General features: G+C 52.2%; 20 protein-coding genes and 3 pseudogenes. 7 read left to right on the forward strand and 16 right to left on the reverse strand.

From position 1 onward, the window contains the following. Positions 1–188: 188 nt before the first annotated feature. Positions 189–1,232, reverse strand: a complete 1,044-nt coding sequence (selD, locus tag MJ768_RS08580; protein ID WP_338140752.1) for a selenide, water dikinase SelD — start codon at positions 1,230–1,232, stop codon at positions 189–191. A 1-nt stretch (position 1,233) separates the two neighbouring features. Further along, on the reverse strand, positions 1,234–2,289 hold the full coding sequence (gene mnmH, locus MJ768_RS08585; protein ID WP_239290406.1) for a tRNA 2-selenouridine(34) synthase MnmH: 1,056 nt from the start codon (positions 2,287–2,289) through the stop codon (positions 1,234–1,236). A 378-nt stretch (positions 2,290–2,667) separates the two neighbouring features. Here mnmH and MJ768_RS08590 point away from each other — a divergent pair, with 378 nt between their 5' ends. Continuing rightward, on the forward strand, positions 2,668–3,180 hold the full coding sequence (locus MJ768_RS08590; RefSeq protein ID WP_239290408.1) for an inorganic diphosphatase: 513 nt from the start codon (positions 2,668–2,670) through the stop codon (positions 3,178–3,180). A gap of 192 nt (positions 3,181–3,372) precedes the next feature. Continuing rightward, positions 3,373–3,744 (forward strand): zf-TFIIB domain-containing protein, encoded by a 372-nt coding sequence (locus MJ768_RS08595; RefSeq protein ID WP_239290410.1) that lies wholly within the window; start codon positions 3,373–3,375, stop codon positions 3,742–3,744. 252 nt (positions 3,745–3,996) lie between these two features. Here the strand turns inward: MJ768_RS08595 and MJ768_RS08600 are convergent, their stop codons facing one another. The 4 genes and pseudogenes from MJ768_RS08600 to MJ768_RS08615 form a co-directional block, all read right to left on the reverse strand. After that, entirely contained in the window at positions 3,997–4,230 is a 234-nt protein-coding gene (locus tag MJ768_RS08600; protein ID WP_239290412.1) for a hypothetical protein, read from the reverse strand. Then, positions 4,227–4,799: pseudogene (locus tag MJ768_RS08605) on the reverse strand (IS91 family transposase); the annotation flags it as partial. The pseudogene MJ768_RS08605 and the gene MJ768_RS08600, both read right to left, overlap by 4 nt. Positions 4,800–5,529: 730 nt before the next feature. Then, a complete protein-coding gene (locus MJ768_RS08610; protein ID WP_239290414.1) occupies positions 5,530–5,805 on the reverse strand; it encodes a hypothetical protein in 276 nt (91 codons plus the stop codon). A 184-nt stretch (positions 5,806–5,989) separates the two neighbouring features. Beyond that, a pseudogene (locus tag MJ768_RS08615) lies at positions 5,990–6,665 on the reverse strand (IS30 family transposase). 391 nt (positions 6,666–7,056) lie between these two features. On the opposite strand from MJ768_RS08615, the gene MJ768_RS08620 reads away from it, so the two are divergent. After that, on the forward strand, positions 7,057–11,490 hold the full coding sequence (locus MJ768_RS08620; RefSeq protein ID WP_239290418.1) for a DEAD/DEAH box helicase: 4,434 nt from the start codon (positions 7,057–7,059) through the stop codon (positions 11,488–11,490). 130 nt (positions 11,491–11,620) lie between these two features. Here MJ768_RS08620 and MJ768_RS08625 read toward each other — a convergent pair whose 3' ends face one another. Beyond that, positions 11,621–12,835: an MFS transporter gene (locus tag MJ768_RS08625; RefSeq protein WP_239290420.1), complete on the reverse strand. Its 1,215-nt coding sequence runs from the start codon at positions 12,833–12,835 to the stop codon at positions 11,621–11,623. A 562-nt stretch (positions 12,836–13,397) separates the two neighbouring features. On the opposite strand from MJ768_RS08625, the gene ypfJ reads away from it, so the two are divergent. Further along, positions 13,398–14,249, forward strand: coding sequence for a KPN_02809 family neutral zinc metallopeptidase (gene ypfJ, locus MJ768_RS08630; protein ID WP_239290422.1), 852 nt, complete (start codon positions 13,398–13,400; stop codon positions 14,247–14,249). A 241-nt stretch (positions 14,250–14,490) separates the two neighbouring features. Here ypfJ and MJ768_RS08635 read toward each other — a convergent pair whose 3' ends face one another. Then, positions 14,491–15,195 (reverse strand): YebC/PmpR family DNA-binding transcriptional regulator, encoded by a 705-nt coding sequence (locus MJ768_RS08635; RefSeq protein ID WP_239290424.1) that lies wholly within the window; start codon positions 15,193–15,195, stop codon positions 14,491–14,493. 246 nt (positions 15,196–15,441) lie between these two features. On the opposite strand from MJ768_RS08635, the gene MJ768_RS08640 reads away from it, so the two are divergent. Then, complete coding sequence (locus MJ768_RS08640) at positions 15,442–15,717, forward strand: hypothetical protein (protein WP_239290426.1); 276 nt, start codon at positions 15,442–15,444, stop codon at positions 15,715–15,717. Here MJ768_RS08640 and MJ768_RS08645 read toward each other — a convergent pair. From MJ768_RS08645 to MJ768_RS15410, 3 genes are all read right to left on the reverse strand, one after another. After that, positions 15,714–16,145 carry a type II toxin-antitoxin system VapC family toxin gene (locus MJ768_RS08645; RefSeq protein ID WP_239290428.1) on the reverse strand — a complete coding sequence of 144 codons (432 nt, stop codon included), beginning with the start codon at positions 16,143–16,145 and terminating at the stop codon, positions 15,714–15,716. The two genes, MJ768_RS08640 and MJ768_RS08645, sit on opposite strands and share 4 nt — an antisense overlap. After that, positions 16,142–16,378: a type II toxin-antitoxin system Phd/YefM family antitoxin gene (locus MJ768_RS08650; protein WP_239290430.1), complete on the reverse strand. Its 237-nt coding sequence runs from the start codon at positions 16,376–16,378 to the stop codon at positions 16,142–16,144. Before MJ768_RS08650 ends, MJ768_RS08645 begins: the two co-directional genes overlap by 4 nt. 311 nt (positions 16,379–16,689) lie before the next feature. After that, complete coding sequence (locus MJ768_RS15410) at positions 16,690–16,815, reverse strand: hypothetical protein (protein WP_445082982.1); 126 nt, start codon at positions 16,813–16,815, stop codon at positions 16,690–16,692. A 76-nt stretch (positions 16,816–16,891) separates the two neighbouring features. Here MJ768_RS15410 and MJ768_RS08655 point away from each other — a divergent pair, with 76 nt between their 5' ends. Together MJ768_RS08655 and MJ768_RS08660 are read left to right on the forward strand one after the other, a co-directional pair. Further along, positions 16,892–17,131 (forward strand): hypothetical protein, encoded by a 240-nt coding sequence (locus tag MJ768_RS08655; RefSeq protein ID WP_239290432.1) that lies wholly within the window; start codon positions 16,892–16,894, stop codon positions 17,129–17,131. A gap of 3 nt (positions 17,132–17,134) precedes the next feature. Continuing rightward, positions 17,135–17,908 (forward strand): hypothetical protein, encoded by a 774-nt coding sequence (locus MJ768_RS08660; protein ID WP_239290434.1) that lies wholly within the window; start codon positions 17,135–17,137, stop codon positions 17,906–17,908. Positions 17,909–18,214: 306 nt separating this feature from the next. Here MJ768_RS08660 and MJ768_RS08665 read toward each other — a convergent pair whose 3' ends face one another. The 5 genes and pseudogenes from MJ768_RS08665 to MJ768_RS08685 form a co-directional block, all read right to left on the reverse strand. Continuing rightward, the gene (locus tag MJ768_RS08665) at positions 18,215–18,694 is read right to left on the reverse strand and encodes a VOC family protein (protein WP_239290436.1); all 480 of its coding nucleotides are present in this window, start codon (positions 18,692–18,694) and stop codon (positions 18,215–18,217) included. Between the two features lie 554 nt (positions 18,695–19,248). Next, positions 19,249–20,709: an ATPase domain-containing protein gene (locus MJ768_RS08670; RefSeq protein WP_239290438.1), complete on the reverse strand. Its 1,461-nt coding sequence runs from the start codon at positions 20,707–20,709 to the stop codon at positions 19,249–19,251. Then, positions 20,702–21,265: a hypothetical protein gene (locus MJ768_RS08675; RefSeq protein WP_239290440.1), complete on the reverse strand. Its 564-nt coding sequence runs from the start codon at positions 21,263–21,265 to the stop codon at positions 20,702–20,704. Before MJ768_RS08675 ends, MJ768_RS08670 begins: the two co-directional genes overlap by 8 nt. 274 nt (positions 21,266–21,539) lie before the next feature. Continuing rightward, a pseudogene (locus MJ768_RS15415) lies at positions 21,540–21,807 on the reverse strand (HU family DNA-binding protein). Positions 21,808–21,855: 48 nt separating this feature from the next. Further along, positions 21,856–22,374 (reverse strand): DUF2141 domain-containing protein, encoded by a 519-nt coding sequence (locus tag MJ768_RS08685; protein WP_239290444.1) that lies wholly within the window; start codon positions 22,372–22,374, stop codon positions 21,856–21,858. Between the last annotated feature and the right edge of the window lie 554 nt (positions 22,375–22,928).

Consider the following 22,928-nt stretch of genomic DNA (forward strand, 5'->3'; position numbering starts at 1 on the left):
ACGAATAAAAAATTTGAGCGCTGCATATAGTTGATATGTAAGCTCTAATTTTTTAAGAGTAACGCCGTATTGTGACGAAAATTGGATTTTTAGAGGTGCCCTTAACTACGCTGAAGCGCACTCTGGAAGCAACCCAGCGGGCTGTCAGCCAGCGTCCAACAATTACCATTTTCAGCATCCAGCAGCTATCAGCGCACCATTACTTGCGCATCCCCAGTCTGCATCGAGCCGATTACTGCGGCACGGCTGAAACCATCAGAATTGAAAGCCGCCACTACTGCATCCGCACTTTCTGGCGCGCAACTGACTAATAAGCCACCACTGGTTTGCGGGTCGCATAGCAGTTTGCGCTGCCATTCTGCGATATCTCCTCCCAGAATCACAGCCTCGGCATAGCTGGACCAATTTCGCGCTGCCGCTCCTGTGGCATAGCCGGCTTGTGCCAATTGCAGAGCGATATCTATGAAAGGAATGCGATGAAATTCAACTTGTGCCTGCAGATGCGAACCGCGACAGATTTCGAGTAGGTGGCCGAGTAATGCGAAGCCAGTGACGTCAGTCATGGCATGCACGCCTGCCATATCTGACAGCGCTATGCCGGTGCGGTTTAGTTGGGTGGTAACGGCAATCATCTGCCGGTAGCCTTCAGCATCCAGTTCACCTTTTTTCAGCGCAGCACTTAGTACGCCGATGCCCAACGGCTTTCCCAGCACCAACACATCGCCTGCCTGAGCCTTGTCATTTCGCTTGACCTTGTCAGGATGCACGATGCCTAGCGCCACTAACCCGTAGATCGGTTCTGGCGAGTCGATGGAATGACCCCCGGCGATCGGTATCCCTGCCGACTGGCACACCGCCGCACCGCCTGCCATGATTTTCTGGATTGTCTCTATCGGAAGTTTGTCGATCGGCATGCCGACCACCGCCAGCGCCATGATCGGCTTCCCACCCATGGCATAAATATCTGACAGGGCATTGGCAGCGGCAATACGACCAAAGTCGTAGGCGTCGTCCACGATAGGCATGAAGAAATCGGTCGTAGCGATAATTGCCTGGGTGTCATTCAGGCGGTAAACCGCAGCATCGTCGCTGGATTCCAGGCCAACCAGCAAATCAGGAAACATGCCGGTCTGCGGCAGACCCGACAAAATCTTCGAAAGCACGGAGGGTGCGATCTTGCAACCGCAGCCGCCACCGTGGGAAAACTGGGTAAGACGGATTTCACTCATCATTTTATCTTTCCTTAAGAATCAAATTTTCAGCCGCCATGCGCAGACTGTCGCTATCTAGCGAGACCAGTCGTAGCATATTGACGTTGTCTAGTTGCCGGAAGCTGACGCCAGAAGAGCGCCGGTATGCCGGATCATAGTGCTGCGTCAGCAATTCTTCCACCAGCGGTCTCCACTCGCCTTGCCGCGCCATTTCACACCAACGGTTGATTACCACACGACCATGCAGTTCTATGAGCAGCGTCAAGCGCTCGGCCAAAAGTGTGGGATTACCAAGGAAGTGCGCATAGTCATTCATTAGAAACTCTACACGGGCTTCCAGTGGCGCTTCAATCCGCACGCAAGGAGATGCGCGCATGCGGTCGAGCAATACATTTGGCACGCTCAACACGCCGATCTTGCGACTTTCCGCCTCAATGTAAACAGGACGATCAGGGGTGAACGCACGTAGTGCGTCCCAGAGTCGGGTTTCGAAGGTTTTTTGCGTCGGTTGTGGTTGGTCTGGCAAATCGCCGAGAAGTGAGCCGCGATGTTGCGCCAACTTTTCTAAATCCAAGACCTGCCCTCCTTGCTCGGCCAGCGCATGTAACAGATGACTCTTTCCCGAGCCGGTCGCACCACTGATCACACAAAAATCAAACTTGACAGGTAACGTTTCCAGCGCGGCGATCACATAGCGCCGATAGGTTTTGTAACCGCCCTCCAGCTGACCAGTTCTCCAACCTATCTGTGCCAGAATGTGCGCCATAGCGCCACTACGCATGCCGCCACGCCAGCAATACACTAAAGGTCGCCAGCCTTTTTGTCGGTCGCCGAAATTCTCTTCCAGATGGCGTGCGATATTTCGCGCGATCAGTGCTGCTCCCTGTTTCTTTGCCTCGAAAGGTGAGACTTGGGTAAACACGGTGCCAATGCGGGAGCGCTCCTCATCGTTCAGCACGGGTACATTAATCGCCCCAGGAAGATGGTCATCAGCATATTCGGCCGGCGAACGGACATCCAGAATGTCGTCGAAAGCGTGAAATGCCTGTGAAATTTCGATGAGTTTGTAGGTGGCCATAATGTTTGGTGGGAGAGGGGATTGGACACAAACTGAAACTGCCTGACAGCTCCCACCTGGTTGGAATCCGATCGTATTTTCTGGAACATGCCTAGCCTTGTATAGGCTCGGATTTTAACAGCAAAAATTTGGTCTGCAGCAAATCACTCTGCCGATACGCTGCTATTGGCCCGAGGTAACAAGGAATTGGCAATGCCGAAACAGGGAAATTAATCCGTGTTTAGGATTCGAACTTGCATCCCTCCTCTAACATCTAACAAGACAGTCCGTTTTGCCCCACGAGCGGACGGTCATGAATTTTCTACATGGCTGTCACTCAATTGCTATTTAGGTCGCTCACCGTTCGTTGAGTTTGCCGGATTGAGATACACTTTCGGTATGAACGACGTGAACCGCAAACCATCCTCCGCCCCGGAGGCAACGCCCGAGCCGCCAGAGGTCGAAGTGGTGATCGAAATTCCGCGGGGCAGTTTTCTTAAACGCGGATCAACCGGCCACATCGATTTTATCTCGCCGCTGCCGTGTCCGTTCAACTACGGTTCCGTGCCGAAATTCTTGGGTCTCGAGGGCGATCTGCTGGATGCGCTGGTGCTTGGACCTCGGCTGCCGCGCGGCACTCGCATACGGGTCAAGGCGTGGGGAGCGGTGACGCTGACCGATCGCGGCATGACGGACGACAAACTGGTTTGCAGCGACCGCCCTCCCAGCCTGTCTGAGCGCCAAAATGTGCTGCGGTTTTTTCGCTTCTATGCGAAGTGTAAGGGGCTCTTGAATATTTGGCGCAACCGCCCTGGGCGCAACGCAAGCGAGGGGTGGTGCGAGGCTACTCAAGCGCTCGCTCGCGCCCGACCGCGACACGATTCGTGGAAGGGATCACCCGTTGAGTTCTGATCCTGCGCTCGGGACGAGCGCTTACTACTTTATGGATAACTATAAGCACAGGCCGGCGTAAACTCAGTGCCCGAAACTTCAACTTGATATTCCATCTGATTCACTGCACGATACGTTGATGAACACGCTTTTTCTACATCGTCGTTGGGCGTCAATTCAAACCTAATTATTTTTTTATGGGGAGAGCTAATCGTGAAATGTCCTAAGTGTCATTCTGAAATGGAAACTGTGAAGGTAGAAGGCGGAGAAATTGACCGCTGCGTATCATGTAAAGGACTATGGTTCGATATTCTTGAAGACGAAAAATTTATCTCTCAAGCGAAGAGCATAGATACTGGAGATTCGAAAATAGGAGCGGCAAACAACACTATTGATCGAATCAATTGCCCCACTTGCGCAAATACACCAATGATTCGCATGGTTGATTGTCGCCAGCATCACATCTGGTTTGAAAGCTGTCCATCGTGCTTTGGGCGCTTCTTTGATGCCGGAGAATTTAATGATCTCAGCAGCCATACGCTTTCAGATATCATCCGAGACATTTTTACACCTGAACGCAGATGACTCTATCAGCTACAGTTCAGCATGGACGGTCGGGGACATACGTGCACCTCTAAAAATCCAATTTTCGTCACAATACGGCGTTACTCGAAAAAAATTATCGCTTACATATTAACTATATGCCGCGCTCAAATTTTGTTAAGGGTTGTCAGATGCCTGCCCTCAGTTGCCGAGCGAACAGGATGCAGCAAGCCATTGCGGGCAGGCGTCTGACAAGCCTCGAGGGACGAAACCGCGTGATGTTACCAGTGCGAGTTAGAGTAGGCGAAGGTCTATGGGGATTTGAGTTGTAACGTTGCCGATTGATATGACGATCAAGCCGGTCTGCCTGACGATGACATGGCTCAGATGACCTGTATCGAAGTGGATACCCATGACTTTCCGTTGAAGCGAAGAGCGATAATCGGCGTTTTTACGCTGCAAGACAATGGCTTCCCGTATCGGCTCTGGGCGATGTCGGTTTGGGTGTTGAGTAACGATTATGCTCATGGCACACCTTGAAGCTCGGGTGGCGCGCGGATTCGCTGTGCGCGTGCCAAAGTTTCAATGACGATCATCGCCGCACCACAGTCCGGGCAGACGAAGGTCGACTGGACGGATTCGGTCAACGCACCAGTACTATCGGGTTCCACGTTGACGACAGGTGCGACATGCAGCAGTTCGCGTACCCGTACAAGATTCTCACGGCGCCCGGTATTGGCGATCAGCCCGTAGTGGCGGATGCGGTGAAACCCGCCGGGTAGAACATGCAACAGAAAGCGCCGCATGAACTCGTCCGTAATCAACGTCATGGTCTTGTGGCGCGTCTTCCCCTTGGCCCGGCAATCCTTCCAGCGGAAGGTCACCCCGTGCTCGTCGTCCAGAGCGACCAGCCGAGCGTTGGAAATCGCCACCCGATGGGTGTAGCGCGACAGATAAGCCAGCACCGCAGCCGGCCCGGCAAATGGGCGTTTGGCATACACCACCCATTCGCACTTCCGCAGCGGTGCGAGCCAATCGGCGAAAGCTGTCGCATCACTGAGTTGCGCAAACTCACCGAAGAACTGTAACTGACCGCTGAGAACCGCTAGGCCAGCTTGAGCAAGACTGGATATTCCCTGGAGCGAGTCAATGCCATCATCGATGGAAGATATTTCGCTCCACCCGAGCGCATTGACGCCAAAAAACGTAAACACAAGGCTAGACGCAAGCCTATATGCCGCATCCTGATGTTCAAAATGCTCATCCTGCAACGTCTGCATGGCTTGTCCGATGAGCGGCTGCAGTATAAAGTCGCGGACCGCCTGTCGTTCATGCGATTTTGGGGAATTGAATGAGGTGCTGATTCGCAACAAAACGTTTGGCTTTGAGCACATCAGTGCGCCCAAACTCGCGACAGCGGCATGAGAGTGCTGTCAAGAGGCACAAAATGAAATCAATTAAGTCCCAAAATCGACTCAATTTATCTCATACCCTAATAGCGTGTGATACCGCACAGACAGCTTCTAGACTCCCTATTAATGTGCCAACCTGAGTTTGATCATTTTGGATGTGAGCAGACTCGGTGAGGACAAGTATGAGAAAGGCTTGGCTGTCCTTAACAAAGTTATTTTTACAAATTTAATTTAAAGGAGCATTTCATGAAAAAGACTATCATTAATCTCGCTATAGTTTCTTGTTTTACACTAGCTGCTATGTCAGTCCATGCAGATTCTGATTCATCAATGTCTGATAGATCCACGAATTCTGATTTATCAGGGTCTAGTTCTTCAAGGGCTGGTACTTCAGGAGCTGATAGGTCCCGTCAGTCTAGTACGTCAAAATCTGACAGGTCGCGACAGTCTGATACATCAAGATCGGATAAGTCCATGGACTCTGATGCTTCGAGTTCAAATATGACTGAACGATCTGACCCATCAGAGCGGGAGACGTCTGGACAATCTGGCTCATCAAAGTCGGATCGATCACGGCAATCTGATACACCTGGAGCTGAGTGGTCAGGACGATCTGGTACATCAAGGTCAGATATGTCAGGGAAGTCTGGCACATCAGAAGCTGATAGGTCCCAGCAATCTCGTACAACATCCAGGTCGGCTAGCTCATGGGATGGACATGGTAGCTCCGGGCATGCGAGTAGTTATCAGCCCGCAGGTATATCTGAGGAGAGTAGTTCAGATTCATCTCGTTCGACCCATTAATACGCTCTGAAATATGGATACGCAGCACGAATGTTAAGGCTGGCATATGCCGGTCTTAACATTCCGCGGATTCAAGTTCGAAGTGCAACAGCCAGTGGTTGCTTGGTGTAGCGTAATTCCACCCCGAAGAATACTTCATGCGGGGTTCTAAATCCGAGTACTTTTCGAGGTCGGTGGTTGATCCGTAACCAATCCGCCTTTGTGGTTCTTGCCGATCACAGTATCGCCTTCCCAATCACCCATACGTGTTTTTTCCGCAACGATCTCTGGACGCTCATCAATGCTGACTCGGTTCTTGATCGTGCCACGTCGTTCTTGCCCGCTTGCATAACGCTTGCGGCGCCGTTTTTGGCTGCGCAAATGTTGGTGCAGGTCTCCGCCATTTCGTTTGTCCGCGTAAATGTGTTGGTAGATGATCTCATGGCTAATCTGCAAGCCGCCTTCCAACTCAAGCCGATTGGCGGCCTGTTCCTGGCTGAGATCTTCCTGAACCAACCGCTCGACTTCCGCCCATTCATCCGATGAGAAGCACTTGCCATTCGTACAGGCTTGCCGACGCTCATCACGTAACGATTGCGCCTGTTTTGGCCGCCAGCCGCGTTGACCTTTGTTTCGCCTGAACTCTCGTGAAATCGTCGATTTGTCCACGCCTATCTTTTGGGCAATCCGAGTTTGATTCAAACCAGCTTGTTTCAATCCGAAAATCTGATATCGTTGCCCGCTGGTGAGCTGCGTATATTGCTTCATCTGTGCTCCTTTTACTTGGTCGTTTAAGTGGCTCCGATATTAACGCAGCTCGCCACCTAAATTCGCTTACAAAAGTTGCACTTCAGAGTTGAATCCGCCGGGTGCAGAATTGTTGCTTTGTGATTGTCCGCTTGTTCAAACTGCGACTTCGTGCTCTCGAACCACAGCGGACACTCATTCGGACGCGCCATTTTTCTTACGTAGTCCGTCCTTTATTCGTCCAGCAGCATACGTATGATTCGTTGCATCGCAGGAACAGTCGTCTCCTTGTCCAGATTTTGGTTACGGAGCATGCCCTGGAGGAGCCCGTCAAAGAGCGTTCCCATCACTGTTAGCTTGGATCGATTTCCGATATGGGGAACTTACTCCGCGCCTGTATCATCTATGGGACATGCATACATCCTCTAGTGGCGCGAACCGGCAAAATTTCCATCCCGCGATAACTGCTTGGTTTGACGCTACCTTTTCGAGCCCTACGGAGGCTCAACAGCAGGCATGGCCCCTAGTTCGTAATAGCAAAACGACATTGATCGCGGCGCCGACTGGCTCGGGCAAAACCCTGACCGCCTTCCTGGCGGCTGTCGATGCTTTGGTATGCGAAAGTAGTGAAACAGGTTTGCCCAATGAAACGCGCATATTGTACGTCTCGCCTCTCAAGGCGCTGTCAAACGACATTCGCGTCAATTTGCTCAACCCGCTGGAGGGCATCGATCGAGAATTGAAGGCGCTGGGCTTACCACCGCATGGCATTCGCACCGCTGTACGGACAGGAGATACGACTCAGCCGGAGCGTAACGCGATGCGTCGGCGCGCTCCGCATATCCTTATTTCGACGCCAGAGTCTCTGTACGTGCTGCTCGGCTCCGGTAGCGGGCGCGCGATGCTGGCCACCGTGCGGACAGTAATCGTTGATGAAATCCATGCCGTGGCTGGCTCCAAGCGCGGCAGCCATCTGGCGCTCAGCCTCGAACGCCTGGATGCGTTGTGCGCACGAGCCCCTGTCCGGATTGGTTTGTCGGCCACCCAGAAGCCGTTGTCAGCAGTGGCAGAATTCCTGGCTGGCGCGGGACGCGAATGCGCGATCGTCGATGTCGGCCACGTGCGCGAACGAGACCTCGGCATTGAATTGCCTCCGGTTCCGCTTGAGCCGATCATGTCCAACCAGGTATGGGAGCGGGTCTATGACAGATTGGCGGAGTTGACCGTCCTGCACCGCACCACGTTGGTTTTTGTCAACACCCGACGCATGGCCGAACGCATTGCCCGTCACCTGGCCGATCGGCTCGGTTCGAAACACGTTGCAGCTCACCATGGCAGCCTTGCCAAGGAATATCGGCAGGACGCTGAGCAGCGACTCAAGCGTGGAGAATTGCGGATATTGATCGCTACCTCATCGCTGGAACTGGGGATCGATATCGGCGATGTCGATCTGGTGTGCCAGATGGGTTCGCCACGCACTATTGCTTCGTTTTTGCAGCGCGTGGGGCGGTCCGGACACCACGTCGGTGGTCTTCCCAAAGGCAGGTTGTTTCCGACTTCACGTGACGATCTCATTGAATGTGCTGCACTGCTAGATTGCGCTCGCCGCGATGAACTGGACGCGTTGCGCATTCCTGTTGCTCCGCTCGACGTGATGGCACAGCAAATTGTCGCTGAAGTGAGCAATCGCGAATGGGGAGAAGACGAGCTGTTCGACCTGATCCGCCGGGCTTCGCCCTTCGCCACACTGGAACGCGCGCAGTATAACGCGGTTCTGCGTATGTTAACTGAAGGCTACACCGGTCGCCAAGGAGTACGTGGGTCATATCTGCATCGTGACAGCGTCACGTCCACGCTGCGTTCCCGGCGTGGAAGCAAGCTGACAGCGGTCACTTCTGGCGGCACCATCCCCGATAATGCTGACTTCACTGTCATTCTTGAGCCTCAGGGGTTCAACGTCGGGACAGTCCACGAGGATTTCGCCAGCGAGAGCCTGGCAGGCGACGTTTTCCAGCTTGGCAATACTTCGTATCGTATCCAGCGCATCGAGGCTGGCAAGGTACGTGTCGAGGACGCGCACGGCGCTGAGCCCAACCTGCCATTCTGGTTGGGCGAGGCCCCCGGCCGCAGTGACGAACTATCGTTTGGCGTCTCCAGGTTGCGGGGCGAGATCGACCGTCTGCTCGGGGAAAAAGATGATGGCGCGGAAGCAATTGAACATGCCGTCGACTGGCTTTTCGAGCACCTCGGCCTCGATGACAACGCCGCCCGTCAAATTGCGGAATACCTGGCCACCGCGCGTGCCGCGCTGACAGCGCTGCCGACCAGAGACACCTTAGTGCTGGAGCGGTTTTTCGACGAGTCAGGTGGCATGCAGCTGGTGTTGCATTCTCCGTACGGCAGCCGCATCAACCGCGCTTGGGGCCTGGCACTGCGCAAACGCTTCTGCCGCACTTTTAATTTTGAACTGCAGGCAGCCGCGACTGAGGACACCATTGTGCTGTCGCTGTCCGAGGGACACAGCTTCGTGTTGAGTGAAGTGTGGAAATATCTGCGTTCGAGTAACGCTGAGCACGTGCTGATTCAGGCCCTGCTTGATGCACCGCTGTTCAATGTTCGATGGCGTTGGAACGCCACCACGGCGCTGGCCCTTCCCCGCTACAGCGGTGGTCGCAAGGTGGCACCGCAAGTACAACGCATGCGCAGTGACGACTTGCTGGCCGCCGTGTTCCCCGACCAGGCAGCGTGCCTCGAAAACATCGTCGGCGAGCGCGAACTGCCGAGCCATCCCCTGGTCGATCAAACCCTGCAAGACTGCCTGCACGAAGCGATGGACAGCGAAGGCTGGCTGGCACTGTTGCGGCGCATGGAGGCAGGCGAAGTTCGGCTGATTTCGCGTGATCTCACTTCGCCGTCACCGCTGGCAATGGAAGTGCTGAGCGCCCGACCGTATGCTTTTCTGGATGACGCACCTCTGGAAGAACGCCGTACCCTTGCCGTCAGTAGCCGCCGCTGGAGCGATCCGACGTCTCCCGACGACCTGGGTGCCCTCGATGCCGGCGCCATTGAAGCGGTGGCCAGTGAAGCCTGGCCGCGTGCGATCAACAGCGACGAGATGCACGAGGCATTGATGTCATTGGCATTTATCACGCCGAAGGAAGCGATGGCCAATGAAGGATGGAGCGAATGGCTGGCGGAACTGGCCGCTAGCGGTCGTGCCGCCCTTTTCGCCAGCGCTGACGGTAGCGGCCCGAATGCCTGGATCGCGCGCGAACGGTTCTCCTGTCTGCAGGCCGCCTACCCGAACGCCCGTCCCGCGCCGCAAATGACGATGCCGAATGACCTTTCCGCGAGTGACGCCGAGGCATGGACGTCAAATACCGCGCTGGTGGAAATTCTGCGCGCGCGTCTCAGCGGTTTTGGACCACAATCGATTGCCGACATTGCCGCCACACTCTGCATGTCGGAAAACGCCACACTGATCGGGTTGGCACAGCTCGAAAATGAAGGGTATGTCATTCGCGGCCGCTTTACGCCTGGGGCGGTAGCCGAAGAATGGTGCGAACGACATTTGTTGGCACGCATACACCGCTACACCATCAAGCGCCTGCGGCGCGAAATCGAGCCGGTCGAACGTCAGGATTTCATGCGTTTCTTGTTTGAATGGCAGCATTTGGCGGAGGGCGCGCAGCTTCAGGGCAGCAACGCGCTGCCGCAAATTCTGTCCCAGTTGGAAGGCTATGAGGCCGCAGCCGGGAGCTGGGAGAGCGAGTTGCTGAGACTGCGAATGAAGGATTACTCGACCACATGGCTCGATGAGCTGTGCCGGGCCGGAAAAATAGTCTGGACGCGAGTAGGCGCACCTTCGTCATCCTCAGGCGGCCCGGTGCGCGGCACACCCCTGGTACTCCTGCCGCGCCGGCATCTGGGCCTGTGGCACGCACTGCCGGCGGTCGCATGCGAGGTGGAGGTTTCCCCGCGCGGGGTACGTGTACTCGACGCGTTGCGCCAGAACGGTGCGATGTTTTTCGATGAATTGTTGAAAGACGCGCGGCAGTTGCCGGTCGAACTCGAAAACACGCTTGGTGAACTGGTAGCCACCGGTCTGGTCAATGCAGACAGCTTCGCTGGCTTACGTGCCATGTTGTTACCGGCCCATAAACGGGCCAAGTCAAGAAAGCGCGGCCGCCGCGGCGCGGCTCCAACGATGGAGGAAGCAGGCCGCTGGGCGTTGGTACGCCGCGCGGACGCCGTCACGATCACCGAGCGTGTCAATCAGATCAATGCCGATACGCAGGAAGGCGGCATCGGGAAAAACGACGATGTCGTGGCCGTCGGTGAAGCGCTCAAGCGTGTCGCGCGTCAGCCGGTGACGCGCAAGCCGAAAACCGCCCAGGATACATTGGAACATATTGCCATGACGCTTCTGCGTCGTTATGGGGTGATCTTCTGGCACATGCTGGAACGGGAGTCCTCGTGGCTACCTTCCTGGCGCGAATTGCTTTCTGTGTATCACCGACTGGAGGCTCGCGGCGAGGTTCGTGGTGGTCGCTTCGTGGCCGGCCTGTCAGGAGAACAGTTCGCCCTGCCCGAGGCAATTCCTCTGTTGCGCGAAATGCGCCGGCGTTCGCACGACGGCAGCTTTGTCTGCATCTCCGCAGTCGATCCGCTCAACCTGTGCGGTACCTTGCTTGTAGGCGCAAAAGTACCGGCGCTGGCTGCCAACAGGGTGCTGTTCCGCGACGGAGTGCCCGTGGGGACATCGGTTGCGGGCGTGTTCAATTATCTTCCCGCGCACGACCCTGCTGAGCGTGAATTGATCCATTCGCGTCTAATAGCCCACTAGTAACCCCTTTTTGGTGCGGCAAGCGAACAACATGTTTGCATGACCTGACTCCTCTGCGATCAACCCCCGGAGTATTTTCTAAAATCCATGATCCAAAATCATTAGAACGGACGGATAAATCAGCGTTTCCCTAGCGTAACTGTAGCAGATTCAATTTGCGCAACTTAGGTGCCAGACGCGCGGTCGCCGCGACGATAGCCAAAGACATTACTCCGCCAAAGATTACAGAGGGAACTAATCCCATCACCCGGGCAGCCAAGCCTGATTCGAAAGCACCTAACTCGTTGGACGAGCCGATAAAAATGCCGTTGATCGCAGAAACACGACCGCGCATAGCGTCTGGCGTCATGAGCTGCATAATAGTGGTACGAAGCACCATCGAGACCCCATCGCACACGCCAGAGAGCATTAGCAAGAAGGCCGCCACCCAAAAATGGCTGGTGAGGGCGAACAAAATGATGCATACACCAAACCCGGCGACAGCTGCCAGCAACATCCTGCCCGCATTCTGGTTCAAGGGATGGCGAGCAAGTAAGACACCGGAGGCGATTGCGCCTATCGCAGGTGCTGCGCGCAGGATGCCCAAGCCTTCCGGACCATAATGGAAAACATCGTGGATAAATACTGGCAACATGGCGACCGCGCCGCCGAATAATACGGCGAACATGTCCAGCACTTGCGCGCTCAGAATGATCTGGTTGCTGAACACAAAGCGCAGTCCCTCCGCAATGCTGGAAAATACCGGTGCGCTCTCAGCGCTCGGTGGCTCTGCGATGCGTAACATGAATAAAGACGCGGCGGCACTGATGCTAAGGATCGAAGCCACCATGTAAGCGGTAGTAAGGCTTGCCCAACCAACCAGTATTCCGCCCAATGCAGGACCAAGCACCAGCGCAGACTGAAAAACTGAACTACTGATACCGGCGGCACGCGCATAGTGCTCACGCGGCAAAGTCAGAGCAAGCAGTGCGTTGTAGGAAGGCCCAATGAAGGCACGGGCGACGCCACCAGCGGCGATAGATCCATAGATCCACATCAGCGTGGCGCCAGCTAACCCGCCGCTGGCTACAAACACAAGCACCAGAGCATTGCAACTTAGCACGATGCTTGCCAGCACGCCAAACATTCGTCGAGAGTGATGGTCTACGACATAACCCGCGAATAGCGCACAACAAAAGTAGGGAATGACTTCCGCCAATCCCACCAGACCAAGCGCAAAAGGGTCGTGCGTTAGTTCATAGATGTGCCAGCCGACAACCACGGCGATCATCTGGTAGGCCAGCGAAATCTGAAAGCGGAAAATTAGCAGCTTGATAAAGCTGCTGTTGCGCAATGGAGATGTCAAACGCGGCAGCCAAACTTGATGGCTAGGTCGATGAGAGTGCTCCGCACTTGTTCCATGAGAGCGAGTTGATTCGGCATGACTCGACTTCTATTTCTATTAATTGAATTAGCTAAAGAATACGCTTCGCAGCATGGCGATGCAATTGGAAGTCTCTTCCATTATGTCAAAAAGCGAGTAAGAATTTCAGATTAGAGGTATGGAAACAGTGCTGTTAAATCGGCCATTGAAAAAAATGCTGCATGCTGTTTTCGCATGATTAATTGAGATGGTAACTAATAGTCATCAGTACAATTGAAGGACGTTAGCTCAATTCCTGGGTTTAAATATGCCGATTAAACGGTAGTTGTGTTGGTGGATTTTTGACCACATAATCCACGTATCCTGCTTAATTTTTAAGCGTAAGTAAACATAAAGTGATTAATAAGGCGGATGCATTTTCGCGAACATCTCACCCTGAGCGAAATTCAGCGACGAACCGGTTCGTCGCCCAACCCGTTTGCTATGTGCATAGTTATAATCCATTTCATGAAATAACCCCCAAAAATTTGGACGCTGACAAATCATGCTGCTAGACAATGAAAGAGAAAGTGAAAATATTGAGGATCGTCGTGGCGGCGGGCTTATTAAAGGGATTGGTATTGGAAGCGTCCTTCTTGCCTTGATTGGAAGTTATTTAACCGGCGTGAACCCGGCCACTTTGTTGGGCTTGATGGAACAGGCGGCCCCTGTTCAGCAGGTTAACGCACACAAGCCTGCTGCAAATGACAAGACAGCCGTTTTTGTGTCGAAGATACTAGCGGAAACGGAAGATACATGGGGCGAAGCATTTGCGGCAAAGGGCAAGGAATACCGCAAGCCGAAGCTAGTGCTTTTTACCGGTAGCACAACCAGTGCATGCGGCAACGGTACCGCTGCCATGGGACCGTTTTACTGTCCGTTGGACAGCAAAATCTATATCGATCTATCGTTCTTCTCGGAACTTCAAAATCGTTTTCATGCGCCGGGTGAATTTGCTAAGGCCTATGTGCTGGCGCATGAGGTGGGCCACCACGTCCAGAACCTTCTAGGAATTTCCGCTAAGGTAAATGCCGCCAAACAGCGGGCATCGAGCAAAGCAGAGGCGAATGCTGCGAGCGTAAAACTGGAGCTACAGGCAGACTGTTATGCCGGAGTTTGGGCGCGGCGCACGGATAGTCAGAAACATATTCTCGAACCCGGTGAAATTGAGCAAGCTATTGCAGCGGCCACCGCGATTGGAGATGATACTCTTCAAAAGAAAGCACTTGGGTACGCAGTGCCTGAGACCTTTACTCACGGATCATCGGGACAACGTGTCGCCTGGTTTAAGCGTGGGATGGAAACCGGCGACCCGGCTCAGTGCAATATATTTGCAGCAACTAGGCGAAGCAGTTGACCTCACGGTTAGAAGGGTTGATACAAGCTTGACCAAGCCCATGGCTTGCAGGAAGTGAACTAGTTTCAATCTGATCTGACAGACAGTGTCTGAACTTAACTTCCAAATTAGGCCGGGAGTTGCGGGTGGCTGCTTTGCGGCGATGAAAAACCAAGAATAAATTTCCACTGTGTGCCATTTTTAGATGGTCGAAATGCCATGGGGGAAGCGACCGCTTTTGACCGAAAGCCGTTCTTCAATGCTACCCCGCCAACCCCGCATAAACATTCTGCACGTCATCATCCGCATCGATGGCTTCGAGGAAGGCTTCGACTTCTTCACGTTCGACATCGTTGCTGAGGGTGACGGGATTTTTGGGGCGGTAGCCAACCATTGCGGAGGTGACGGTGAAACCTTGTGCGGGTAGCGCTTTGCACACGGCATCCAGATCGGTGAACTCGGTGATAAACAGAGTCGCCCCTTCATCCGCAGGCTCAAAGTCTTGCGCGCCCGCTTCGATTGCGGCGACTTCGGCATCTGCATCTTTTGTATTCGGTATCGCTTCAATCATGCCGACATGGTTGAAGTCCCATGATACAGAACCGGGCGCGCCCAACTGTCCTTTGCGGAACAGCACATTCATGCTGGCTTTAGTGCGGTTGATGTTATCGGACAGACATTCAACGATAACGGGTACACGGTGCGGCGCGAAACCTTCGTACACCAGATGCTCCATGTGAAGCGGACCATCCAACAAGCCTGCGCCTTTTTTGATGGCGCGATCCAAGGTGTCTTTCGGCATAGAGGCCTTTTTGGCTTGCTCAACCACCAGACGCAAACGTGAGTTGGAGCCAATGTCAGCACCGCCCTTTGCGGCAACCATGATTTCTTTGGCCAGCTTGCCGAAAATCTTACCCCTTGCATTCGCTGCGACTTCTTTGTGCCTTGCTTTCCACTGTGCGCCCATGTCTGTTCTCTTCTGTGATGGTTGATACAAAAATCGTTGAGGGCGCATCTTGCCTCAAGTGGCGTGGTGGTTCAACCCGGAATGGCCGATATTGCAAGACCTCGTCATTCCCGCGCAGGCGGGAATCCATCGATTCTATTCAAATCAAATGCCTTTGGAAAAATCAATGAGGACAGATTCGATTGGTGATTTTGTTTTTGACTTCCTCAGACCGTCCATGTGTTCTGGATAAGAAGCAAAGTCGGCATGGATGCATTACTACTATTTCTGTGTTCGTTTATCATCGTATTCACGCTGGGATACCAGCAGCACAACGTCCACTACCGCCACTATCAGGCGGCATTCGTGAACGGCATCTTTATCGGGGTCATGAACCTACTGGTGCTGCGCCTGGGGCCAAGTGCATCCCCGGCGGGAATGACGACATTCTTGATAGGCGGCCCGCTGGGAAGCATTGCGGCAATATGGCTGAGCGGCAAGGTATCCACCCAAACCAGCGAACCGCAAGGTGGGAAAGCCTAGCGAATCACCCGCCGTGCCGGGATTTTCAGTTTTTTCGCAGCGGAAAGCATTCCTTCGTCCAAGGTGGCGGTGAACGCCACCCCGTTGTTATGCGCCACTGCCAGGTGCAAGGCATCCGGGCCGCGTAGCTGGGTGGCAAAGTGAGCTACATATTCCTGTGCCAGATCGAAATCATTGGCACTTGGAATAAGGACAATTAGAGAGGTAGTAACTACCGAACAAAACTCCGCAATTAAATGCTTCCCTTGGCTTGCTGTTAGCGTTCCCATGCGTACATCGCGAGAAATCAGGCTAGCAAATTCGACAGATGCCCATTTACTGACTGCCAGCGTTCCCACCGCTTGACGAGAAAGAAAATCCGCAATCTTCGCGGAAGTGGCCTCCTCCCGAAACAGCGGTGTCAGGAAACTGGTGTCCAGATAAATCATTCTGCGTCACGCAGCTCACGTAGCGACTCGGCACTGCTATTTTTCCATGCGGGCACCTGATGGCGAAGCTCTGCCAGACGCTGCACCGGCAAGGGCTGCTTGAGAGGACTGGCAGGCACCACCCTTGCAACAGGACGACCGTGACGAGTAATAACAACCTCCTCACCGGATTCAACGGCATTCAGCAACTCGCTCAAATGCGCTTTGGCTTGAGCCAAACTCATTGCATGCATTTTAAAATCCTTTATGACTAAAATAGTAGTCACATTCTACGACGCAGTTGCATAAAAATGCAAGTACATACCCCAACATCAAACTGACTACTATTTTCATGCATTGCAACCTCGCTTGTTCGAAGTTGCTATTTTTTGGCGAATCGTTGAGGACGCATCTTGCCTCAAGTGGCGTGGTGGTTCAACCCAGAATGGCCGATATTGCAAGACCTCGTCATTCCCGCGCAGGCGGGAATCCAGAGATTTTATTCAAATCCCTTTGGAAAAATCATTGGGAACAAACTCGATTGGTGGTTTTGTTTTTGACTTCCTCAGACCGTCCATGTTTTTGGGGCTTTATCAATCGAGCGTCTGCAAAGCAAGGTGGTGTAATTCGGCGATTTCCTGTCCCCGCACATCACCCAGCGATGTTGGATACCCGATGCTGAGATGGTAATGCGTGGCTCAACTCTCCCACACTTCGCCCACTGGGATGTATTGAATGATTCAGACTTAACGTGCTAGGATGCCGTTATGAAAAGAGCACTTGCCAATGCGGTTGAGAATAAAGCAAAGCCTGTGAAGGCAGGCGCGCGCGGGTCTGTGCATCTTGCAAAAGTAGTAGCGGCAAAACCCTCTTACAGCAAAGCAGCTCGCCAAGCTGCTTTTAGCAAGGAGGTCAGCCACTTGCCTGTTGCGAAAGCCGTGTCTCAGGCGAAGCTCATTTCAAAGGTCAATCCTGCCGAATTCCGCATCGTTCGCATGCCTGGCTAAACCGTGGTTGCCGGTTACGATTGGTTCCAGCCGAGCGACCTACCAAAATTTTTCCACGCGCTCCAGAAGGCAACTCAGCCAGCCATCCTGGTTGGGGGGCAGTCCCTAACATTCTGGGTCGATTATTTTAAAATCCCCGCACCCCCAAGTGACACGCCATATCTCACGCAGGACGCTGATGTTTTAGCCACAAAGCACGATGCTCGAATCGTTGCAACAGAATTGCAAGGGATACTCCGCATTCCGGAGCCGGACGACCATACGCCAAACACAGCCATTGTTACGTACAAAACACCAGATGGTCGCACGCTATTTATTGACTTCATGGGAACGTTGATCGGACTAACCAACGAAGAAATCAGAAAGCTCGCTGTCGAGCTTGAACACCCCGACTATGGATTTATACGCATTCTCCACCCGACCCTTGTTCTCAAAAGCCGCATCGTTAACCTGCATCGTCTATCCTCCAAACGCGACACGAATGGCATTGAGCAAGCACGTTTAGCCGTGTTGGTCGCTAAGGCATTTTTCGAAAACTATGTTGCATCAGGATTCGCCGGTAAAAACCCCGACTGTTATCTGATAGATCGACTTGTATGGCTGGAAAAACTAGCACTCTCAGATGCCGGAATGTTCGTATTTACGCAATGGGGAATTGATGTCATGGAAGCTGCCCCGATAGAAATAATAACCAATAAAAAATTCCATGCCGAACATTGGCCTCGCCTTGATGCCCGAGTTCAATCCAAACGGGATCGCAAAAAAGCAGTAACTTGAAAAAAGACACAGGTGCAACGCCATGACTGAAGCGCTCCCACAAGACGATAATGGTATTGATGATGGTGTAGACGATGAAATTTACGCATGTCTTAATCTCACTGAACCAAAGGTTTTTTTTCTTTATGCTGGTGCTGGCGCTGGCAAAACGCGATCACTGGTGAATGCGATAAATCGCGTTCGTCGTGAATATCGGAGGACGCTACTGCTTCAAGGGCAACGCATAGCCGTGATTACCCAAAGAAATGGCGGCTTCTCGGCTAAAACAACCGTTTACTGCCAGCAGAAAAGGACGATCCATGAGCGTCAACCGCGTCGGGCCGCTTCGATCGCAGCGATGTCGATCTTTCCCATCTGCATCATCGCTTCGAAAGCGCGCTTGGCCGCCGCGCGATCAGGATCGGCGATCGCTTCAATGAGGACGCGTGGCGTGATCTGCCACGACAGGCCCCACTTGTCCTTGCACCAGCCGCATTCGCTTTCCTGGCCGCCGTTTCCGACAATCGCGTTCCACAAGCGGTCGGTTTCTGCCTGGTCGTCGGTCGCAACCTGGAAGGAGAAAGCCTCATTGTGCTTGAACTCCGGACCACCGTTCAGGCCGATACAAGGGATACCAATCACGGTGAACTCGACCAGCAAGATGTCGTCTTGCTTGCCAGCGGGATAGTCACCTGGCGCGCGATGGATCGTTCCCACCGCGCTGTCCGGGAATGTCTCGGCATAGAACTGCGCGGCTTCTACTGCGGTGCCGTTGAACCAAAGACAAATCGTGTTCTTGCTGATCATTTTAGTTCTCCGATGGATGACAACTATATAGCTTAAACCATGAAGACTGCCCGATTTCTTGGGCAATTGGCGTTCCTTAAGGTGGCGCACCCGCGCGCTCTGCTTTCCACTGTCCACCCATGTCTGTTCTCTTCTGTGATGGTTGATACAAAAATCGTTGAGGGCGCATCTTGCCTCAAGTGGCGTGGTGGTTCAACCCAGAATGGCCGATATTGCAAGACCTCACCATTCCCGTGCAGGCGGAAATCCAGCGATTCTATTCAAATGCCTTTGGAAATATCAATGAGGATAGACTCAATTGGTGGTTTTGTTTTTGACTTCCTCAGTCCGTCCATGTGTTTGGGGCTTTATCAATCGAGTCTGACACTATTGATTAATTCTATAAGGTATATTTTCTATGAGGCACGACCCGCATTCAGGCGCCGGGCTTGTCCAACAAACGGTTCAGATCATGGCTTCGCTTCGATCGCACGATCTAACCTTATTCGTTAGGCAACTACGCGACATGCTCTTTTCTAGGAGCACCCACGTCTGTTGTCACCTGATTGTTCAAGCTACAGGCTGGTCGTGGGATGGCCCGACATGATTCCGTCATACCCAGACAGGGTCTCGCCGATAATGATGCCTCCTTCGGTAATGTCAAACAATCGAATGTCCTTACTGTGCTTACTGCCACGGACTTTAACGATCGAGAAGACGCGTTTGAATTGACCCGTGATTTCGACATAACGCTGCACGATAATTGCGTCAGCGAGAAAAGCGCTCCCAAATGGACTGAAGCGCAAATCGGTGTAGCGGTCTTCCAGTTCCGAGGTCATTAATATGGTCACGCCCATGCTAGTCAGCTCTGCAATCATACGATATAGCGACCCACGAAAATCCTCGCTAAACTCGGGCGCCAGTGCCAGTTCAAATCCAGACAATGAGTCAATGACGACGCGCTTTGCCTGCATTCGATGAATCATTTCGATCAAATCATGCAAGGTTTCATCAATCGATAAATCTAGGGAACGCGTGTCGATCACCCCGACTTGTCCAGCCTTGACCAGTGCTTGCAGCTTATTGTTCAGCAGTTGGCTGGGGCTCTTCTCAAACGCCGCAATTACACCGGGTTCGCCCCTGAGTACCCCTTCAGCGAGGAACTCCGTCGCCAATATGGTTTTCCCGGAGCCGGATGGACCGACCACGAGTAGCGAATATCCAGCCGGTAAGCCGCCACCCAGCATTTCATCCAGACCGGGTATTCCCATCGAAACACGTTGCTCCCCAATGGCGGCCTTGATTGCTAAAGCATGCTCTGCGCCCTGTTGGATAATCGCGCGCGGGAAAACCTGGATTCCTTCATTACTGATACGAAACGTATGCAAACCGGGTACCTGAGCCTGACCACGCATTTTGACCACTTGTATCTTGCGTACCGTTGAATTGCGCTGCAAATTTTGCGAAAGCCACAGAATGCCATCCGCAACTGTAAAGACGGGGCTGGACTCTGATTCTGGCGTCAAATATTCACCGATTAAAAATGTGGTTGCCTGCCAGCTCGTCATTTGCATACCGAGTTGCTGCACGAAATACTGCAACTCGGACGACCCCTGTTTCGTCCCCTTCGCTGACTGCACGACTGATCGAAACGAATCAACAAATACAAGACTGGGAGCATAGTCTTTCACTTCTTCGGCTATGCGTGACAATACGCGGTCAAAATCTCCCTCCATGAGATCTGCAGACAGGTTTATGTAGCGGATCGATTTATTGATTTTATTGATATCAAAAAACGGAAATTGCTGTTGATAACGAAGCATCTTCAAAGCGGGTTCCCCGAGTACCGTGAAGAACAGTGCCCGATTATTCGGGTTAGCCTGCGAGAACATGATCTGGTGAGCGAGCGTTGTTTTTCCACCTCCCGGCGTACCTGCAATCAGGTTAAACGAGAATTCCGGAATGCCTCCGCCCAACAGGCTGTCCAGACCAGGTACGCCAGTTGGAAGACGACGTATGCTTATCTTGTTACTCATTTTTTAACTCCTTCGGGTGCCCGGACAAAAGTTTGTCGTCGCCGGCTTTATCAGAAGCGTCAATGCCCCAAGCCGAACGTAAAATATGGGTCGTTAACTGCTCACCAATTAACGAGGACAGAATGTCGGTGAAATTGATCAGTAGCAGACGGTTAGCTTCGTTGGCTTGCGCAGGCGTTTGTTTTTCAAGGCTCATTTTTAATCCCGCGAACCGTTGATCAGACTGCGGTGGCAGTGCGCCGGCCGCGAGCCAAGGAAATGTTATCCGGGTATGGAATACACTACGGGCGTAAAGTGAATCGAAGCCAACTTCACCGACGATCGCAAGGATTTGGTTCGCCGTCTGTTCCCATAAATTAATCGCGGCATCCGCAACTTTTTCAGTGTGTTGGGCCATGAGACTATTAATTATCTGGTGCCGCAGCAAATCGCTAGTTTCCATAAGAAATATATCAATAATTGGTCGATATAACGACGTTGGTGGGATGCGGCCGATTTTTAAAACTGAAGCCAGTATAGGGCATTGACTTAATTGCACATCATACAGCAGCACCAATATAACTGGTACTCCACAAGTGGGAATGTAGCAGCGTTAGAAAACGGCTACTACTTTGTGAGAACTTCTTTACTGACCGCTTTTGGCACATAACAGATCTTCAGGTTCAGACCTAATCTTAGGCTGTATTCAGATCAGTGATAATCATAGTCTCGAAATTTCAGCATGACCAAATCGCCAAGGGTCAATTCTGGATGTGCTTGTAATGCTGCCTTGAAGTGCCTACGCCGACAGCTAATAGCCAATCAGCAAAAATTAGTTTGATTAAAGGGGTTTAGTCACCCTTGATTACTCGCTCGTTGAGCTCTTTCCAGACGTCGAAGTGTGGCACGTATTTCGAAGGCACTTCCACTCGTTCGCCAGTTTTTGGATTACGTCCAATGCGCAGTGGTCGGTAATTCAAAGTAAAGCTGCCGAAGCCACGTATCTCAATACGGTCTTCTTTTATAACGTGTTGGATAGCGCATCAATGATTACTTGACTGCATTTTCAGCGTCTTTGATTTTTAGTTGAGGGTGGAGGCCGGCTAAGATAAGTGTGATGGATTGAAGAAAGAGAGTAGGAATTTTAAATATTCATACAATGCACACTCAGTAATGCAAGCTGATCGTTAGATCGAGGTCTTGCCCATCGTAGGGAAAGCTGGCGGAAGAGAACGAAGGTGCGCCAAGCAAAGCTTTTGCATCTCTTGAAAAACCGTAGCCTTCCGTTTGGATCCCCAGCCATTTAGTGTCAAGCTTGCCATTCATATTTTCATCATGAACAACGGCAAGCGCGTACGTTCCCGGCGCGATATCTTTAAAGTCACAATGCGTCTGATTATCTCGAATTTTTATTACCATGATGTTGGTTGCGAAGTGTAAATATTCGTCCGGGAAACCAACTGATGATTCGAAAAGAGCGCACGCTACGTTCCCAGTGCTGTTTTTAATGTTCAGAATTTTCACATGAATGTTGGGGCATGATGTTTGGCCAAAGGCGATGCCGGGAGGATTTGCAAACACAAGCACCGCCAAAAATGCTAAGCATTGAGCACTCATAGGGACCCATATTTCCAGACACTTGACTGAGAAGGCAGCCGCGGACTTCCAAATGGTTGTTTTATTCATGATCTCTTCATCACAGCTCCATGCTGTTAAACAGCGTTCAATAGCCACCACTTTTAGTATCTATTTTTACCAGATTTAAAATATTGCACTAAAACTAAACAGTTGCATATTTATTAATTCTGAAAAAGAAGGGCACTGTTTACTGGCAAGATTTAGACGCTGACTTATATTCCATACGCACTACCACATCCTCCTCCGAGTTTTAGATTAGCTGATTGTGGCTGCGAAAGCTGAAGGCTCAAAAAAACGCTCTCGACAGGGGAGTAGAGAGCGGCATGTAAATGGATATACACGAATGCCCTCCACTATTAGGCTAAAAGTAGGAGTGTACTTAAGAGTTACAAATAACCATTGGCAAAATTATTTGCACTCATATTATCGAAAAGCAGAGGACTATTTAATATTAAATCTTTATGCCTCAAATTATCTGTGCGGTATCGCACGCATACCCTTCAATTCGAATAACTGCGGCAAGTTTTCATGCATAAATCCATTCCACAAATATTTTCAAAACTATTGGTTTGCTTTGAATATTGACCAGCCGTGCTCAATTA

Origin of the sequence: Candidatus Nitrotoga sp. 1052, from assembly GCF_927312905.1 — a bacterium.
Classification (GTDB): domain Bacteria; phylum Pseudomonadota; class Gammaproteobacteria; order Burkholderiales; family Gallionellaceae; genus Nitrotoga.

Bases quoted from the DNA above. Each gene is read 5' to 3' on its own strand.
- ypfJ (WP_239290422.1), top strand. From the start codon at position 13,398: ATGCTGCTAGACAATGAAAGAGAAAGTGAAAATATTGAGGATCGTCGT.
- MJ768_RS08620 (WP_239290418.1), top strand. From the start codon at position 7,057: ATGCATACATCCTCTAGTGGCGCGAACCGGCAAAATTTCCATCCCGCG.
- MJ768_RS08645 (WP_239290428.1), bottom strand. From the start codon at position 16,145: ATGATTTATCTGGACACCAGTTTCCTGACACCGCTGTTTCGGGAGGAG.
- MJ768_RS08640 (WP_239290426.1), top strand. From the start codon at position 15,442: ATGGATGCATTACTACTATTTCTGTGTTCGTTTATCATCGTATTCACG.
- MJ768_RS08665 (WP_239290436.1), bottom strand. From the start codon at position 18,694: ATGATCAGCAAGAACACGATTTGTCTTTGGTTCAACGGCACCGCAGTA.
- MJ768_RS08650 (WP_239290430.1), bottom strand. From the start codon at position 16,378: ATGCATGCAATGAGTTTGGCTCAAGCCAAAGCGCATTTGAGCGAGTTG.
- MJ768_RS08590 (WP_239290408.1), top strand. From the start codon at position 2,668: ATGAACGACGTGAACCGCAAACCATCCTCCGCCCCGGAGGCAACGCCC.
- MJ768_RS08635 (WP_239290424.1), bottom strand. From the start codon at position 15,195: ATGGGCGCACAGTGGAAAGCAAGGCACAAAGAAGTCGCAGCGAATGCA.
- MJ768_RS08600 (WP_239290412.1), bottom strand. From the start codon at position 4,230: ATGAGCATAATCGTTACTCAACACCCAAACCGACATCGCCCAGAGCCG.
- MJ768_RS08610 (WP_239290414.1), bottom strand. From the start codon at position 5,805: ATGTTGTACGAGATTGCTGGGACCTATCAGCTTCTGATGTGCCAGACT.
- selD (WP_338140752.1), bottom strand. From the start codon at position 1,232: ATGATGAGTGAAATCCGTCTTACCCAGTTTTCCCACGGTGGCGGCTGC.
- MJ768_RS08655 (WP_239290432.1), top strand. From the start codon at position 16,892: ATGAAAAGAGCACTTGCCAATGCGGTTGAGAATAAAGCAAAGCCTGTG.
- mnmH (WP_239290406.1), bottom strand. From the start codon at position 2,289: ATGGCCACCTACAAACTCATCGAAATTTCACAGGCATTTCACGCTTTC.
- MJ768_RS08670 (WP_239290438.1), bottom strand. From the start codon at position 20,709: ATGAGTAACAAGATAAGCATACGTCGTCTTCCAACTGGCGTACCTGGT.
- MJ768_RS08685 (WP_239290444.1), bottom strand. From the start codon at position 22,374: ATGAATAAAACAACCATTTGGAAGTCCGCGGCTGCCTTCTCAGTCAAG.